This is a genomic window from Nonomuraea glycinis (assembly GCF_014646515.1).
Lineage (GTDB): Bacteria > Actinomycetota > Actinomycetes > Streptosporangiales > Streptosporangiaceae > Nonomuraea > Nonomuraea glycinis.
On record NZ_BMNK01000031.1, the window covers coordinates 25871 to 41347 of the forward strand.

Below are 15477 nucleotides of genomic sequence, written 5' to 3' on the forward strand. Positions count from 1 at the left end.
TTAACGTACGGGATCTCACGCCGACATCAGGCCGGGTCACTTTACTCGCAGAGCAAGTCTGCAGGAAGGAACGGCAGTGCGTATTCCTCACGCGATTCTCTCAGGGGTTCTCGTCATCTCCGTCGCGGCGTGCTCCGGCACGCAGTCCGGCACCGCGCCCAGTGAGGCGGCCGGAGGGAGCGAGATCAAGGTCGGTCTCCTCCACTCGCTCAGCGGCACGATGGCGATCAGCGAGGTGACGGTGCGGGACGCGGAGCTGCTCGCGATCGAGGAGATCAACAAGGCCGGCGGGGTGCTCGGCAAGAAGCTGGTGCCCGTGGTGGAGGACGGCGCCTCCGACTGGCCGACGTTCGCCGAGAAGGCCACCAAGCTCATCCGGCAGGACAAGGTCGCCACCGTGTTCGGCGGCTGGACCTCGGCGAGCAGGAAGGCGATGCTGCCGGTCTTCGAACGGTACAAGGCGCTGCTGTGGTATCCGGTGCAGTACGAAGGGCTGGAGAGCTCGCCGTACATCTTCTACACGGGCGCCACCACCAACCAGCAGATCATCCCCGGCCTGGACTACCTCAAGGAACAGGGCAAGAAGAAGATCTTCCTGGTGGGCAGCGACTACGTCTTCCCGCGCACCGCCAACAAGATCATCAAGGCGTACGCCGCCGCGAACGGCATGGAGATCCTGGGCGAGGAGTACACCCCGCTCGGCCACACCGAATACTCCACGCTGGTCAACAAGGTGACCCAGGCCAAGCCCGAGGCCGTCTTCAACACGCTCAACGGCGATTCGAACGTCGCCTTCTTCAAGCAGCTCAAGAGCGCCGGCGCCACCGCCGAGAGCATGCCGGTGCTGTCGGTGAGCATCGCCGAGGAGGAGGTCAAGGGCATCGGCGTGGACAACATCGCCGGCCAGCCGGTCGCCTGGAACTACTACCAGACCACCGACAACCCGGCCAACACCGCCTTCGTCAAGGCCTTCAAGGACACCTACGGCCAGGACAAGGTCACCAGCGACCCGATGGAGGCCGGCTACAACGCCGTCTACCTGTGGGCCGAGGCCGCCAAGAAGGCCGGCACGGTCGAGGTCGAAGCGGTCAAGAAGGCGGCAGGCGGCATCGCGCTGGAGCGCCCCGAGGGGCTGGTCACCATCGACGGTGAGACCCAGCACATGTACAAGACGGCCCGCATCGGCATCGTCCAGCCCGACGGCCTGATCAAGCAGGTCTGGGACTCCGGCAAGCCGATCAAGCCCGACCCGTACCTCAAGGGCTACCCCTGGGCGAGCGGGCTGGCGCAGGGCTGATGGAGGCCCTGGTCAACCAGCTACCCATCGGGCTGTCGATCGGCGCGGTGCTGCTGCTCGTCGCGCTCGGCCTGACGTTCACGTTCGGCCAGATGGGCGTGATCAACATGGCGCACGGGGAGTTCATCATGGCGGGCGCCTACACCGCCTTCCTGCTCCAGGACCTGCTGCTCGCGCTCCCCGCGGCCTTCCTGGTCGCGGGACTGATGGGGCTGATCCTGGAGCGGGCCGCCATCCGGCACTTCTACGGCCGGCCGCTGGACACGCTGCTGCTCACCTGGGGGGTCAGCCTGGTGCTGCAGCAGCTCGCCCGCGACCTGTTCGGCGCGCCGAACGTGCAGGTGGCGGCGCCGCCCTGGCTGACGGGAGCGATCGGGATCCTGCCGTACAACAGGCTGTTCATCCTGGCGCTCGCCGTCGCCGGCGTGGTCGCGGTGTGGGCGTACCTCGGTCACACCCGGCAGGGCCGCAGGACGCAGGCGGTCGTGCAGAACAGGCAGCTCGCGGCGACCAGCGGCATCGACACCGGCCGGGTGGACATGCTCACGTTCTTCATCGGGTCGGGGCTGGCCGGCGTGGCCGGGGTCGCGCTGACGCTGATCGGACCGGTCGGGCCCGCGCTCGGCACGTACTACATCGTGGACGCGTTCCTCGTGGTGGTCGCGGGCGGGCTCGGGCAGCTGCGCGGGGCGGTGCTCGCCGCCGCCGGGCTCGGCCTGCTCAACTCCTACGCCGAGTTCTGGTCCGACGCGAGCCTGGCCAAGGTGATCGTGTTCGCAGCCGTCATCGCGTTCCTGCAGGTGCGGCCCCAGGGGATGTTCGTGCTCAGGTCGAGGGCGCTCACATGATCAGAAAACACCTGCCCTTCGCCACGATCGCCGTGCTGGCCCTGGTCGCGGCCCCGCTGCTGCTCGAACCCTTCCGGCTGAGCCTGCTGGCCAAGTATCTCTGCTACGCCATCGTCGCCCTCGGCATCGGGCTGGCCTGGGGGCAGGGCGGCATGCTCACCCTTGGCCAGGGCGTCTTCTTCGGGCTCGGCGGCTACTCCATGGCCATGTACCTCAAGCTCGCCGAAGGCGGCGGGCTTCCCGACTTCATGGTGTGGAGCGGCGTGGAGGAGTTGCCGGCGCTGTGGACGCCGTTCGCCAACCCGGTGTTCGCCCTCGGCATGGCGGTGCTCGGCCCGGTGGCGATCGCGGTGGTCCTCGGCACGCTCGTCTTCCGGCAGCGGGTACGCGGCGCCTACTTCGCCATCCTCACCCAGGCGCTGGCCGCCGCCATGGTGATCCTCCTGGTGGGGCAGCAGGGCCTGACCGGCGGCACCAACGGCATGACCAACTTCTTCGACCTGTTCGGCGCGGACCTGGCCGCCGACTCCACCCAGCGAGGGCTCTACCTGGTGGTCGCCGGCGTGCTTGGCGTGCTCTACCTCGCCACCCGGCAGCTCGTGAACAGCAGGTTCGGCAGGCTGCTGGTGGCCGTCCGGGACGGCGAGGACCGGGTCCGGTTCCTCGGCTACAACCCGGCGACGGTCAAGACGGTGACCTTCGCCGCCTCCGCGGGCATGGCCGGGCTGGCGGGCGCCCTGTTCGTCCCGGTGGTGGGCATCATCTCGCCCGCGCTGCTCGGAGTGGTGCCCTCGCTGGAGCTCGTCGTCGCGGTGGCCGTCGGCGGGCGGCACGCGCTGGCCGGCGCCGTGCTCGGCGCGGTCCTCATGGGATACGCCAAGACGGCCTTCAGCGAGCAGTTCGCCGACGGCTGGCTCTACCTGCAGGGCGCGCTGTTCATCCTGGTCATGACGCTGGCCCCGAAGGGCATCGCCGGCATCCTGGGAAGGTGGCGAAGTGCTCGAGCTACGTGACGTACGAGTGGTGTTCGACGGGTTCCACGCCCTCGACGGCGTCGACCTGACGGTGCCGGAAGGGGAGCTGCGCTTCCTGATCGGCCCCAACGGCGCCGGCAAGACCACCCTCATCGACGTGATCACCGGCCTCACCCGGCCGGCCGCCGGAACGGTCACCTTCGACGGGCACGACCTGGTGGGCCGCAAGGAGCACCGGATCGTCCGGCTCGGCGTCGGCCGTACCTTCCAGACCTCGGTCGTCTTCGAGGAGCTGAGCGTCGTGGAGAACCTCGACCTGGCGGCCTGCTTCCGCAGGCCGCTGTGGTCGCTGGCCCGCCGGCGCAAAGGGGTGTCGCAGGCCGTCGAGGAGGCGCTGACCAGGACCGGTCTCGAAGAGCTCGCCGACCGTTCAGCCGGCGTTCTCTCCCACGGCCAGCGCCAGTGGCTGGAGCTCGGCATGCTGCTGGCACAGCGCCCCAGGCTGCTGCTCCTGGACGAGCCCGTGGCCGGCATGTCGCGGGAGGAGCGCGAGCGGACGGGGGAGCTGCTCACCCAGATCGCCGCCGACCACACGGTGATCGTGGTGGAGCACGACATGGAGTTCCTGCGCCGTCACGCCTCGAAGGTGACGGTGCTGCACGAGGGCAAGGTGCTCGTGGAAGGTTCGGTGGAGCAGGTCAGCGCCGATCCGCGGGTGCAGGAGGTCTACCTGGGGAGGAAGCCCAGCGATGCTGTCGGTAAGTGACCTCGAATCCGGTTACGGCAGGGCGCGGGTGCTGTTCGGCGTCTCGCTCGACGTCGAGCCCGGCCAGCTCGTCTGCGTCATGGGACGCAACGGCGTCGGCAAGACCACGCTGCTCAACACCGTCATGGGCGTCCTGCCCGCGACCGCGGGCGCCGTCACGTTCGACGGCCGCGACGTCACCAGGCTCAAACCGCACGAGCGGGTACGGCTCGGCATGGGGTACGTCCCGCAGGGCCACCAGTGTTTCCCGCAGCTGTCGGTGCTCGGCAACCTGCTGGTGACCGCCGAGGCGGCCAAGGCCCCGAAGGGCGCCATCGACGAGGCGCTAGAGATCTTCCCCCGGCTGAAGCCGCTGCTCAAACGCAGGGCCGGGCACCTGTCCGGCGGCCAGCAGCAGCAACTCGCCATCGCCCGCGTCCTGGTGACCGGGCCCAGGATGCTGATCCTCGACGAGCCGACCGAGGGCATCCAGCCGTCGATCATCCAGGAGATCGAGGAGGCCATCGAGCGGTTGCACGCCTCCGGGCTCGCCGTGCTCCTCGTCGAGCAGTATCTGGACATCGCGCTACGGCTGGCCGACCGGTTCGTCATCCTCGACGGCGGGCACGTCGTACGCACGGGCGCCGCCGAGGAGCTGAACGGGGCGGACGTGCACCGGCTGCTGGCCGTCTGACCAGGTCAACCGGCTGTTCACAGGCGGGCTTGGGCGGAGGTCAACCGGCGGCCCACAGGCGGGCCGAGCGGACGATCTCCTCCAGGTCGTTGCTGTGCGCGCCGTGCCAGTAGACCTGGCCGCACACCCGGCACCGGCCGTAGGCGTCGTAGCCTTTGCGGGTGCCGTCGCGCAGCATCGGCTCCACGTCCCGCTTGGCCACCGTGACCAGCTCGCCGTTGCAGGCCGTACACCTCGTCCATGGGCGCAGCGGCGGGGAGAAGCGTTCGAGCAGGTCGCGGAGCTGGTCCGGGGCCCGCGAGCCGCGCACGTACGCGCCCAGCCACAGGGCGCGGCGGCGCAGCAGGCCGCGGTCCTGGGTGAGCAGCACCCGCCGCTCCTCGTTGGCCTGCACCACCAGCGACGGATCGTCCATGTCATTGTGGTACGCCGTGTCGATGCCGAGCAGCCGCAGCCGCCTGGCCAGCGTGCCCAGGTGGACGTCGAGCAGGAAACGCGGCTCCGCGGGCAGCGGCTGCGGCCTCGGCACCGCCCGCACGTCCACCACGTCGCCGGGCCGGAGCTGGTAGGACGGCGGCACACCGCGGTCGCCGACCGTCATCGGGCCGACCTCCGTCAGCGGGACGCCCGCCGACTCCACGTGGTGCCCCAGCGTGGAGGAGCCGTCGAGGGCGATCCGCCGCGTGCTGGTGCGGCGACTCGCGGGCAGGAACATCATCAGCTCCGGCGCGATGCGAAGAAGCGCGTCCCGTTCCGTCACAACGCCCATTCTGCGTGCCTCCGTGTTCAGATCGGGAGCCGCCACTCGTTCCACTCGTCCAGCAGCTCGAACCCGATGGCCTCGTTGATCGCCAGCATGTGGGCGTTGGACGTCGCGTTCCAGGTGATGACGTGGTCGAGGTGCGGCTCCCGCTCGCGCAGCCAGAACAGGTTGGTGAGCTTGAGCAGCAGGCCGAGGTGGTGGCCGCGGTGCTGCCTCAGCACGGTCGTGTCGCCCTGGTGCGCCCAGTCGTCCTCGCGGTCCGCCCTGAGGAAGACGCGCGTGTAGCCGGCGGGGGCGCCGTCGGAGGTCCGCCTGGCCAGGATGGTGTAGCAGTCGTCGCCCCCGTCGCGGGTGCGCTGCTCGCCGGTTCGGACCCGTTCGAGGGGGATGTTCATCGCCTCCACGTCCGCGTCGCGGGGCGCGTCGTTCATTCCGTTCATCACCGTGGCGAGATCGGGCAGCAGCTCCGGGCTCGTGGGGCCGGTCCATCGTTCCAGGTGATAGCCCTCGCTGTGGGGGATCATCCGCTCGAAAGCATCCCAGTCGACCTTGCGGAGGTCGAGCACGCGGCGGGCGAGGACCACGCCGGCCGTGCAGCCGCGCGCCAGCGCGAACCGCGCGCCGACGCCCTCGGTGGGCGTCTCGGCGAGGAGCAGCCGCCTGCCGTCGGCACGCAGCCGGCCGAGGGCGTGGGCGAGCAGGGCGGAGCCCATCGCCTGCCGGCGCCGCTCAGGGCGAACCACGAGAGGAAACAGGACGCCTACGTGGGCGTTGTCGTACCGGGGGAAGCCCAGCCCGTAACCCGCGACGACCTGGCCGTCTTCGACCACGACCCAGGACTCGGTACGCGCCCCGGGGCCGCCCTCGCCGACCTCCTGCCGGAAGCGGGCGACAGGGACCTGCGGGCCGGGCACCCCCTCCATGGCGGCGACGAACGCGTCGTGGAAGTCGTCGAGCAGGCGGCCAGGCCGCTCCGGGTCGATGCGGTGGATCTGCATGAGCTCACACAAGCGCACCCGGCGCCGGGTACGCGAGCCATTTACTGCCGGTAATTCTCCACCTGATCGGCGGGACGGGCGGCGGCGGCGTCCGGGTCCTCGCCGGCCCCGCGCCGCGCCCGGCGCTGCCGGAGCAGGTCCCAGCACTGGTCGAGGGCCACTTCCAGCTGCTTGACCCGCTCGTGCTCCTCGTCGCCGGCGAGTTCGCCGTCGCGCAGTTTGCTGCGCAGTTCGTGCTCCTCGTCGACCAGAGCGCTGATCGTGGAGAGAATCTCGTTGTCCCGCATGACCGAGACTCTACCGACCACGTGATAGAAAACGCCCTATGTCCGGTATCGCGCTGGTAAGAATGCCTGGTCCTCGAATCGCCGAGGGGATCGTCACCCATGTCCCGCGAGAGGTCGTGGATCGCGAGCTGGCCGTTGAGCAGCACGCCCGCTATGTGGCCGCGCTCACCGCGAACGGGTGGCGGGTGGTGTACGCCGAGCCCGCCGACGAACTGCCCGACGCGCCGTTCGTGGAGGACACGGTCGTGGTGGCCGGGCAATTGGCCGTACTGACCAGGCCGGGTGCGCCGGAGCGGCGGCCGGAGAGTGAGTCCGTGGGGGCGGTTCTGCGGCAGATCGGGGTGAAGGCGGTGCGCATCGCCGCGCCCGGGACGCTCGACGGCGGAGACGTGCTGCAGGTCGACAACACCGTCTACGTCGGCAGGTCCGCGCGGACCAACGACCAGGGGATCAGGCAGCTCATCGCGCTGCTGCCGGAGCGGCACGTCGTCCCCGTACGGCTGAGCGGGGTGCTGCATCTGAAGTCGGCGGTCACCGCGCTGCCGGACGGCACGCTCATCGGCCTTCCGGCGTACGTGGATCTGCCTGATCTGCTGGTGCCGCCGGAGGAGTCGGGCGCGCATGTGGTGCCGCTGGGCGGTGACCGGGTCCTGATGGCCGCCTCCGCGCCCCAGACCGCCGCCATGCTCGAAAAGCGCGGATTTAGTGTGACGGTGGTGGATATTTCGGAGTTTGAGAAGTTGGAGGGGTGTGTCACCTGCCTCAGCGTTCTCATCTCCTCCTGACTTCTGAGGATTGACTTCTCACGATGTGGAACCGGGCGGGGGCACGGTGAGACGTCTGATAGCGTGAAAGCCATGCTGCGCGGACTGCTTCTTAGCTGCCGCGGCGGGGGCCTCTAGGCCGGCTCCCTCGCCGCGGAGCCTGTCATGCGCGTCGGCCGATTCCGTTCGACCGACGAGGAGCACACGACATGACTGCTCAGCAGCCCAGCCCGATGCCGTTCCAGCGCTATCAGCCCTTCGAACCCATCCGGCTGACCGACCGCACCTGGCCCGACAAGGTCATCACCGAGGCGCCCCGCTGGTGCGCCGTCGACCTGCGGGACGGCAACCAGGCACTGATCGACCCGATGGACGCCCATCGCAAGCTGCAGATGTTCGAGCTGCTGGTCAAGCTGGGCTACAAGGAGATCGAGGTCGGCTTTCCGGCCGCCTCACAGACCGACTTCGACTTCGTACGCCAGATCATCGAAGAGGACCGGATCCCCGATGACGTGGTGATCCAGGTGCTGACCCAGGCCAGGCCCGAGCTCATCGAGCGCACCTACGAGTCCATCGAGGGCGCCAAGCAGGTCATCGTCCACCTGTACAACTCCACCTCCACCCTGCAGCGCCGCGTCGTCTTCGGCATGGACCGCGAAGGCATCACCGCGATCGCCGTCGAAGGCGCCAAGCTGGTCAAGAAGCTCGCCGACGCCAGCGACGTGGACGTACGCTTCCAATACTCGCCCGAGTCGTTCACCGGCACCGAGCTGGAGTACGCGGTGGAGGTGTGCGACGCCGTCAACGAGGTGTGGCAGCCCACCCCCGACCGCAAGGTCATCCTCAACCTGCCCGCCACCGTCGAGATGGCCACCCCCAACATCTACGCCGACCAGATCGAGTGGATGCACCGCAACCTGGCCTACCGCGACTCGATCATCCTGTCGCTGCACCCGCACAACGACCGCGGCAGCGCCGTGGCCGCCGCCGAGCTGGGCTATATGGCCGGCGCCGACCGCATCGAAGGCTGCCTGTTCGGCAACGGCGAGCGCACCGGCAACGTCTGCCTGGTCACGCTGGGGATGAACCTGTTCTCCCAGGGCGTCGACCCGCAGATCGACTTCAGCGACATCGACGAGATCCGGCGCATCACCGAATACTGCAACCAGCTGCCCGTGCATCCTCGGCACCCGTGGGGTGGGGAGCTGGTCTACACAGCTTTTTCTGGGTCGCACCAGGACGCCATCAAGAAGGGGTTCGAGCACCTGGAGCGGGACGCCGCCGCTGCCGGGGTGCCGGTGGACTCGTTCACCTGGGCGGTGCCTTACCTGCCCATCGACCCCAAGGACATCGGGCGGACCTACGAGGCGGTCATCCGGGTCAACAGCCAGTCGGGTAAGGGCGGGGTGGCCTACATCATGAAGGCCGACCACCAGCTGGATCTGCCTCGAAAGCTGCAGATCGAGTTCTCCAAGGTGGTGCAGGCCCGGACGGACGCCGAGGGCGGGGAGATCAGTCCTGCCGCTATGTACTCGATTTTCCAGGATGAGTACCTGCCCACTCCGGACAACCGGTGGGGGCGACTGGGGCTGATGGCGCACCGGCACGAGTCGACGGTTGACGACAAGGACCGGATCAGTGCTGATGTGCGCGTTGACGGGGAGATCCGGGAGATCTCGGGGGCGGGCAACGGGCCTATCTCGGCGTTCGTCGATGCCATTGCTGGGGTGGGGGTCAAGGTGCGGGTGCTGGACTATGTCGAGCACGCCATGAGCGCTGGGGCCGATGCCAAGGCCGCTTCTTACCTGGAGTGTGACGTTGATGGGCAGGTGCTGTGGGGGGTCGGGATCGACGCCAACACCACTACAGCTTCGCTCAAGGCGGTCATCTCAGCGGTAAACCGCGCCTCGCGCTGACCGCTTCCCTTCGCCGGCCCTGCACGATCTGCGGGGTCTGGTGCCCGGCATGCCGCCCACCAGGCACGATGCCACCTCTTCTCGACCGCGCCCAGCTCACCATGAGGGGTGCGGTCGAAGTGCTTTATCCGGAGGTGAGGGTGCAGTCATGGATCTGGCTGTAGCGCTTCTGGGCGATGCGCATGAGGTCGGTGAGGTCTTTCATGGCGTCTCTGCCTTTTGAGATTTGAGGCAGCGAGATATCGATCAAACGATCCATTTCCCCACAGCGGAACTTCGCGCTCGCTTGATACGGCTGGTCATTCACTGGGGGGTTGGGCAGGTATGCGGCCATGCCGTCACCGAGCTCTGCAGGGAGCTCAATCCCGCCATACCTGGTGTAAACTTTTCGCCTGTCACCCATAAGGAAATCCAAGTGCCCGCGCGGCATTCCACGTTCCTGCATCCACCACACCTCTAGAGCCTGCGGGGCCGCGTCAGGGGCCCGGCAGCTACCGTTCCGCTCAGTGCCATCAGTTCTTTCGGGGCGAGGTTCGGTGACATTACTGACGAGGCGAAGTGCGCCCTCCGGAATAAGCGTGCAGAGGTATGGAGTGGAATCAACGACAGGCCGGGGAATCGGGGGCGGTTCAGAGGCGTTGTCGAATTCTGGAGTGCAGGCCGTGGCAAGAATGCCGAGGGTTGCCAGGGCAATCGGAAGAAGAACAATCCTCATTTGGCACCTTCGGACTCGGATGGAATCTTCAGAGCTAGATGGTCATTCACATCACTGGTTGTGCGGAAGGTGTCCCGGAAGCTGGTATACAGACTTTCGCTTCCTCCGGCTGTACGGCTCCACTTCAGGAATCTGCTATATTCTTGAGGGCTCATTTCAGCAAAGGGTTTGAGCCTCGGCGGATTGCCGAAAGTAAATGTCTCGTTCTTCAGATCCAGCCCATCGAGCATGCCCTTACTGAGCAAGGCCGTGGCAAGCATCTGCTCCGCTAGCCTGTCCACCGCCAGTCGGTTTTCCGCCAGTGTCCGATGCGTTTCGTCGAGACTGGGCACCTGCTCGGACGCCTGCCTGACTATGTGCCGGGCAAGTTCGTCGTACGCAAGTCCAGCGAGCTTTTCATACCCCTTGCCTGCTATCTCGCCGAACGCTCCAACGGCCAGAGTGCCAACGTGCTTGGCCCCCGGAACCGGGATCATGCCTATCGCATCACGCACCATGGACGTCAGTGCTTCGTCTGCCTTCTTGTCATCCAGCCCCTGGGCGATCAGCACCTGTCGACGGATTTCCACGATGAACCCGAAAGAGCGCGCCTCCGCTTTGGCGCGGTCCCCAAGGAAGTGCAGGACGTCGTCTCTGTCAACCCGCCCGTTTTCATTCATGTCGAACTGCTTCACTTCGGCCTTCGTGAACCCGGATTCTTCGGCGTTGGAGGCGTTGAGCCCGACTGGGGGCACCGCTGTGGCGAGGGCTGCTCGCATGTGTTCTGTCTGTGCTCTCGCCAGCGCCTCGAATCCCTTGTCGTGGGACGTCGCCACCACCAGTGCGTAGGCCATGTCCTTGGCCGCGACCTCGCCGAAGGTCGCCTGGTTCAGGACCAGATTTGAAATCTCGTCCACGTTGGCAGCAATTGCGCGTGCCAACGGATAACTCAGCGGGAGGTATCGATCAAGAGCTTCTCGGTCTAGGATCTCCAGGTTTCCGTGGGTGTCCTTTCCGAATCCGTTACGCACTTCATCAGAGACGGTTTTTATCATGCCAGCGGCCAGTTTCTTGCTGGTTGCGTCCTGTCCCGTCGTTGCGGTGATCAGCATGTCACTGATGGCCGCACCGTCGTCGACGTACTGGGAGACCCCCCACCTGGTGGTCAGCAGATAGTCCAGCATGGACTCCTTCCACCCGGCCGGAGTGTGGGTCAGGAGGGCATGAGAGGCCTCCCGGCTGGACTTCGCCGCGTGAAACAGGCCGTCCACTACCGAGGATGAGCTCTTCACTCCCGGAGCACCGGCCTGCGTCCCTGGTCTCAGCAGGGTGCCGAGTCCGAGCATGCCGGCCAGGTCGACGATGGGTCGTTGAGCCCATGAGAAGTCTTTGCTTGCCTTCCATGCGCTTTCGCGCTGCTCGCGCTCGTAGACGATCACGTCGCGTCCGACGATCTCCATGAACTCCTTCGAGTACGGAGGCTCCTCCTCGTGAGCACGCCAGATCAGTGCCTGAGCCTGGTAGCCCGAGTACTTCATATCGCCGGACCTGTGCTCGGTCCGGCCCTGCTTCACCAAGTCTCTGGTGAAATCAGCACCTAGGTACGCGGGATTCTTCGGATCGGTCGCCTTGGCCAGGGTCCTGCTGAGCATGCCCAGAGCCCTCTGGCCCTGGGCCGAGACCGAGGCCACGCGCGCCGAATCGCCCTGTTTCGAGGCGGCGCGCAACTCGGTGGCGATCGAGCCGGGCAGCCGCGTCGCCCCTCCGGCTCCCAGAACGCCAAGGAACACCTTGACGAACTCCGCGTCCCCGGTCCGCGAGGCGTACTTCTCCAGCTCGGCCAGCGCCTTGGCATCTCCTCGCGAGGCGTTCAGCGCGGCCCGACCGGCCAGCGTCCCATCCAGCAGGCTCTTGGCGGCCTCCAGGCCGTCAGGCATTTCCAGAAAGCTCCCGGCCGGAGTGCTCGTCCCGAAGCTGACCTTCTGCCGCTGCAGCTCATGGATCAGCTTCTGCCGCCGCCGCAGGTCCTCGGCCTGTGTGGTGACTCGTCCGGCCAGCTCCCGAAGCTGCGCCGCCGGAGAGGTATCGAGCCCGGCGCCCTGCAACTCGCCGTGCAGCCTCTGCGCCAGCTCCTCCAACTGCTGGGCGGCCTGGGCGTGCCTGCCCGTCATCGTGTCGAACGCGGGCTGTTTGACCCCGCTGAACTCCGTCATGCCTTATCCGGAAGCGCGGCCAGTATCTGGTTGGCGCTCTGTACGGCCCGCGTGAGCATGTCCCACAGCTCCCGCTGGTCAGCGTGGACCTGCGTGTCGAACCGGGTGCCCGTCGGCCCCACCCAGGCGTCGGTCTCCATCAGCCGGCAGGAAGGGGTGAGCGCCCACCAGTGCTCGTCCGACAGGCGCTGGATGCGCTGCGCCACGGCCCGCATCGCCTCGCGATCGAGGTCGGCCAAGATGATCCCCTTGGATGGCTCGCTGCAAAGAACCAGATCAGGAGGCGGCCCTGACGTGTTCACACGGTAATCAACAGCACCTCAACAGAACAAGCGAAAACTCGCTGAAAGTATGGAACGCCATCCGGCTCTGTTCGGAGTGGACCATTTTGCCCGATTGTGAGCATGGGTGCTGTTGCTCTTCAATGGAGTGAGATGCGTGAGGCCAACATTACGGTCTGGTAGAGATGTGATCTTCCGCCGGTCTTGTCAGGTAAGAATTGGCTGTGACCCATGGATCTCCTTCGCCCACCGAAAATGAAACCCGACGGACGCTCGTTGAACATCAGCTGAAACAGTCGGGGTGGGACCGGGACCAGATGGTCGACGAGTACACCATCACGGATGGAAAGATCATGGCCGCCGGAGGCAGGCCGAGGCGGGGAGCACAGCTCCGCGCCGACTACGCGCTCGAATACCGTCCGGGTCTACCCATCGCGGTGGTGGAGGTCAAGCGGACGTCCATCAGCGCCGCCGATGGCCTTGAGCAGGCGAAGCGGTATGCCAAGAAGCTTGAGGTGCCGTTCGCCTATGCCACGAACGGGCGGCGGATCCAGGAGTTCGACCGTGGCACCGGTCTCATCACGGAGATCGACGGCTACCCCTCGCCGAACGAGCTGTGGCGGCGCTACCGCCAGGCCAAGGGTCTCGACGTGCCGCTTGCCACCGACCTCGTGCTGACCCCCTTCGACCAGTCGCTCAAGAACTGGGACAACACTCCCAAGATTCCCCGCTACTACCAGCGGCTGGCGGTCAACAAGGCGGTATAGGCCATCGGGCGAAGAGCGAATCGAGTCCTGCTCGTCCTGGCCACCGGTACGGGCAAGACCCTCGTGGCCTACCAAATCGTCAAGAAGCTGTCGAACGGCGGTTGGATCAAGGGGCGTCGGCCGCGGGTGCTCTATCTCGCCGACCGGAATATCCTCGTTGATCAGCCCAAAGACGAATATTTCGTCCAAGGATTCGGCGAGGCCGTCCACAAGCTGGGCGGCGGGGTGGCGAAACTCGGCCGTGACATCTACTTCGCGCTCTACCAGTCCCTCGATCGCCAGGGAAAGCAGACGACGGGCGACTGTAAGGCACTGTTCGAGCAGTTCGACAAGGACTTCTTCGATCTGGTCATCGTCGACGAGTGCCACCGGGGGAGTGCCAAGGACGACTCCAATTGGCAACGCATCCTGAAGCACTTCGCGTTCGCCGTGCAGATCGGCCTCACCGCGACGCCCATCAGCGAACGCGACGCCGACACGTACGAATACTTCGGCAAGCCCGTCTACGAGTACTCCCTCAAGGACGGCATCGAAGACGGTTTCCTCGCCCCCTATCGGGTGCGCAGGGTGAACATCAACGTCGACGTCAGCGGCTGGGCGCCGGAGCCGGGTCAGCTCGACAACTACGGCAACGCCATCCCGGAACGGGAGTACACCCAGCCGGACTTCGAGCGCATCCTTGCGATCAAGGAACGTACCGACGTCGCGGCCCAGTATCTGACGGACCTGCTGCATGAGACCGGCCGCATGAACAAGACCATCGTCTTCTGCGTCGACTCCGACCACGCCGGCCGGATGCGCGATGCGCTGAACAACCTCAATGCGGATCTGTCCCGGCAGTACGGCGGTGACTACGTCGTCAGGATCACCTCCAGGGACGGAGACCCCGGACTCGCGCACCTCGGCGAGTTCAAGAAGGTGGACACGGACACGCCGGTGATCGCGGTGACGTCCAGGCTGCTCTCCACGGGCGTCGACATGCCAATGGTCCGCAACGTCGTGATCTTCCCCCGATCGGCTCGATGACGGAGTTCAAGCAGATCGTGGGCCGCGGCACGAGACTGTTCAAGGACAAGGACAAGTTCAGCTTCGACATCATCGACTTCGTCTACGCGACCAGGAAGTTCAACGACCCCGAGTTCGACGGTCCTCCCGTCCGCCGTTACGAGGTCAAGACCGACGACGACGGACACGCGGTCGAGACCGTCGAGGAGGACCTCGCCGACGACCAGGTGTGGGTCGCCGAGCCTGAGGCCGACTACGACAGGCAGGAAGGTGGGTCCTTCGATCCTGCCGAGGGCATGAGCGACGACGAGCTGGTCTCGACGCTGACCACCCGCGCCCGCAGGTTTTATGTGGGCCGTGCACGACCCCGGCAAGGTCATCGCCGACCTGGCCCTCACCTTGGCTCTCGGCGGTGACTGCCTGGCCGATATCGCCCTGCTGCGCTCCCAGCCCGAACTGTTCGGCCCCATCGCCTCAGATCCGACGGTCTCGCGCCTGATCGACCGGCTTGCCGCCGACCCGGCCCAATCGCTGAAGGCCATCCGCGCCGCCCGAGCCACCGCACGCCAGCGCGCCTGGCACCTGGCCGGCCCACACGCTCCCGGCGCCGACAGTCAGCCACTCATCGTGGATCTCGACGCCACCATCGTCATCTCCCACTCCGACAAGCAGCGCGCGGCACCGACCTGGAAGAAAAGCTACGGCTTCCACCCGATGACCGCCTTCGCCGACCACCAAGGCGAGGGCGGCGGCGAGCCTCTGGCCCTGCTACTGAGGGCCGGCAACGCCGGATCCAACACCGCCGCCGACCACATCAAGACCACCCGGCTCGCCCTGACCCAACTCCCCAAACACCAGCGGCGCAACGTCCTCATCCGCACCGACTCCGGCGGCGGCACCCGCGAGTTCTCACCTGGCTCACCCGCCCCGGCCGATGGCTGAAGTACTCCATCGGCTTCACCATCACCGACGACATCGGCCAGGCGATCCTCAAACTCCCCGCCACCGCCTGGACCCCCGCCTACGACGCCGACCAGCGGCCACGCCCGGGCGCCTGGGTCGCCGAACTCACCGGCCTGCTCGATCTAACCGGCTGGCCCACGGGCATGCGCGTCATCGCCCGCAAAGAACGCCCGCACCCCGGCGCCCAACTGCGCTTCACCGACCTTGAGGTGCCTAGCAGATTCCGGACAGTCGACTACATAAGCTGACAGAAGTCTGGAAGAGGTAG

The 15477-nt window shown here is 66.6% G+C and carries 16 protein-coding genes and 1 pseudogene; 11 read left to right on the forward strand and 6 right to left on the reverse strand.

Annotated elements, in window-relative coordinates; translation table 11 throughout:
* Positions 1-76 precede the first annotated feature (76 nt).
* From urtA to urtE, 5 genes are read left to right on the forward strand one after another with little or no spacing between them, the layout of a single operon-like run.
* On the forward strand, positions 77-1297 hold the full coding sequence (gene urtA / locus IEY87_RS44990; protein WP_189145046.1) for an urea ABC transporter substrate-binding protein: 1221 nt from the start codon (positions 77-79) through the stop codon (positions 1295-1297).
* Positions 1297-2145, forward strand: a complete 849-nt coding sequence (gene urtB / locus IEY87_RS44995) for an urea ABC transporter permease subunit UrtB (protein ID WP_189145047.1) — start codon at positions 1297-1299, stop codon at positions 2143-2145. The genes urtA and urtB overlap by 1 nt, the downstream gene beginning before the upstream one ends.
* Positions 2142-3158, forward strand: coding sequence for an urea ABC transporter permease subunit UrtC (urtC, locus tag IEY87_RS45000; RefSeq protein WP_189145048.1), 1017 nt, complete (start codon positions 2142-2144; stop codon positions 3156-3158). Before urtB ends, urtC begins: the two co-directional genes overlap by 4 nt.
* A complete protein-coding gene (gene urtD, locus IEY87_RS45005; protein WP_189145049.1) occupies positions 3142-3885 on the forward strand; it encodes an urea ABC transporter ATP-binding protein UrtD in 744 nt (247 codons plus the stop codon). The genes urtC and urtD overlap by 17 nt, the downstream gene beginning before the upstream one ends.
* Positions 3869-4558 (forward strand): urea ABC transporter ATP-binding subunit UrtE, encoded by a 690-nt coding sequence (gene urtE / locus IEY87_RS45010; RefSeq protein WP_189145050.1) that lies wholly within the window; start codon positions 3869-3871, stop codon positions 4556-4558. The genes urtD and urtE overlap by 17 nt, the downstream gene beginning before the upstream one ends.
* Positions 4559-4598: 40 nt before the next feature.
* Here urtE and IEY87_RS45015 read toward each other — a convergent pair whose 3' ends face one another.
* From IEY87_RS45015 to IEY87_RS45025, 3 genes are read right to left on the reverse strand one after another with little or no spacing between them, the layout of a single operon-like run.
* Positions 4599-5318 carry a Mut7-C RNAse domain-containing protein gene (locus tag IEY87_RS45015; protein ID WP_225278275.1) on the reverse strand — a complete coding sequence of 240 codons (720 nt, stop codon included), beginning with the start codon at positions 5316-5318 and terminating at the stop codon, positions 4599-4601.
* A gap of 26 nt (positions 5319-5344) precedes the next feature.
* On the reverse strand, positions 5345-6319 hold the full coding sequence (locus IEY87_RS45020; protein WP_189145052.1) for a GNAT family N-acetyltransferase: 975 nt from the start codon (positions 6317-6319) through the stop codon (positions 5345-5347).
* 41 nt (positions 6320-6360) lie between these two features.
* The gene (locus IEY87_RS45025) at positions 6361-6606 is read right to left on the reverse strand and encodes a DUF2630 family protein (protein WP_189145053.1); all 246 of its coding nucleotides are present in this window, start codon (positions 6604-6606) and stop codon (positions 6361-6363) included.
* A gap of 38 nt (positions 6607-6644) precedes the next feature.
* Here IEY87_RS45025 and ddaH point away from each other — a divergent pair, with 38 nt between their 5' ends.
* Together ddaH and leuA are read left to right on the forward strand one after the other, a co-directional pair.
* Positions 6645-7391: a dimethylargininase gene (ddaH, locus tag IEY87_RS45030; RefSeq protein WP_189145054.1), complete on the forward strand. Its 747-nt coding sequence runs from the start codon at positions 6645-6647 to the stop codon at positions 7389-7391.
* A 188-nt stretch (positions 7392-7579) separates the two neighbouring features.
* The gene (gene leuA / locus IEY87_RS45035; RefSeq protein WP_189145055.1) at positions 7580-9286 is read left to right on the forward strand and encodes a 2-isopropylmalate synthase; all 1707 of its coding nucleotides are present in this window, start codon (positions 7580-7582) and stop codon (positions 9284-9286) included.
* A 124-nt stretch (positions 9287-9410) separates the two neighbouring features.
* Here leuA and IEY87_RS45040 read toward each other — a convergent pair whose 3' ends face one another.
* From IEY87_RS45040 to IEY87_RS45050, 3 genes are read right to left on the reverse strand one after another with little or no spacing between them, the layout of a single operon-like run.
* The gene (locus IEY87_RS45040; RefSeq protein WP_189145056.1) at positions 9411-10001 is read right to left on the reverse strand and encodes a hypothetical protein; all 591 of its coding nucleotides are present in this window, start codon (positions 9999-10001) and stop codon (positions 9411-9413) included.
* Positions 9998-12193 carry a hypothetical protein gene (locus IEY87_RS45045; protein WP_189145057.1) on the reverse strand — a complete coding sequence of 732 codons (2196 nt, stop codon included), beginning with the start codon at positions 12191-12193 and terminating at the stop codon, positions 9998-10000. Before IEY87_RS45045 ends, IEY87_RS45040 begins: the two co-directional genes overlap by 4 nt.
* The gene (locus IEY87_RS45050; RefSeq protein ID WP_189145058.1) at positions 12190-12432 is read right to left on the reverse strand and encodes a hypothetical protein; all 243 of its coding nucleotides are present in this window, start codon (positions 12430-12432) and stop codon (positions 12190-12192) included. Before IEY87_RS45050 ends, IEY87_RS45045 begins: the two co-directional genes overlap by 4 nt.
* A 266-nt stretch (positions 12433-12698) precedes the next feature.
* Here IEY87_RS45050 and IEY87_RS45055 point away from each other — a divergent pair, with 266 nt between their 5' ends.
* The 4 genes and pseudogenes from IEY87_RS45055 to IEY87_RS45070 all read left to right on the forward strand — a co-directional run.
* Positions 12699-13241: a type I restriction enzyme HsdR N-terminal domain-containing protein gene (locus IEY87_RS45055; RefSeq protein WP_189145059.1), complete on the forward strand. Its 543-nt coding sequence runs from the start codon at positions 12699-12701 to the stop codon at positions 13239-13241.
* A gap of 3 nt (positions 13242-13244) precedes the next feature.
* On the forward strand, positions 13245-14267 hold the full coding sequence (locus tag IEY87_RS45060; protein ID WP_225278280.1) for a DEAD/DEAH box helicase family protein: 1023 nt from the start codon (positions 13245-13247) through the stop codon (positions 14265-14267).
* The gene (locus tag IEY87_RS45065) at positions 14264-14662 is read left to right on the forward strand and encodes a hypothetical protein (RefSeq protein ID WP_189145061.1); all 399 of its coding nucleotides are present in this window, start codon (positions 14264-14266) and stop codon (positions 14660-14662) included. Before IEY87_RS45060 ends, IEY87_RS45065 begins: the two co-directional genes overlap by 4 nt.
* Positions 14601-15418, forward strand: a pseudogene (locus IEY87_RS45070) (IS1380 family transposase); the annotation flags it as partial. The gene IEY87_RS45065 and the pseudogene IEY87_RS45070, both read left to right, overlap by 62 nt.
* Positions 15419-15477 lie beyond the last annotated feature (59 nt).

What these genes read in the sequence shown, in the direction of transcription:
- ddaH (WP_189145054.1), top strand. Translation starts at nt 6,645, where the DNA reads ATGTCCGGTATCGCGCTGGTAAGAATGCCTGGTCCTCGAATCGCCGAG.
- urtE (WP_189145050.1), top strand. Translation starts at nt 3,869, where the DNA reads ATGCTGTCGGTAAGTGACCTCGAATCCGGTTACGGCAGGGCGCGGGTG.
- IEY87_RS45040 (WP_189145056.1), bottom strand. Translation starts at nt 10,001, where the DNA reads ATGAGGATTGTTCTTCTTCCGATTGCCCTGGCAACCCTCGGCATTCTT.
- leuA (WP_189145055.1), top strand. Translation starts at nt 7,580, where the DNA reads ATGACTGCTCAGCAGCCCAGCCCGATGCCGTTCCAGCGCTATCAGCCC.
- IEY87_RS45020 (WP_189145052.1), bottom strand. Translation starts at nt 6,319, where the DNA reads ATGCAGATCCACCGCATCGACCCGGAGCGGCCTGGCCGCCTGCTCGAC.
- IEY87_RS45045 (WP_189145057.1), bottom strand. Translation starts at nt 12,193, where the DNA reads ATGACGGAGTTCAGCGGGGTCAAACAGCCCGCGTTCGACACGATGACG.
- urtC (WP_189145048.1), top strand. Translation starts at nt 2,142, where the DNA reads ATGATCAGAAAACACCTGCCCTTCGCCACGATCGCCGTGCTGGCCCTG.
- IEY87_RS45025 (WP_189145053.1), bottom strand. Translation starts at nt 6,606, where the DNA reads ATGCGGGACAACGAGATTCTCTCCACGATCAGCGCTCTGGTCGACGAG.
- urtB (WP_189145047.1), top strand. Translation starts at nt 1,297, where the DNA reads ATGGAGGCCCTGGTCAACCAGCTACCCATCGGGCTGTCGATCGGCGCG.
- IEY87_RS45065 (WP_189145061.1), top strand. Translation starts at nt 14,264, where the DNA reads ATGACGGAGTTCAAGCAGATCGTGGGCCGCGGCACGAGACTGTTCAAG.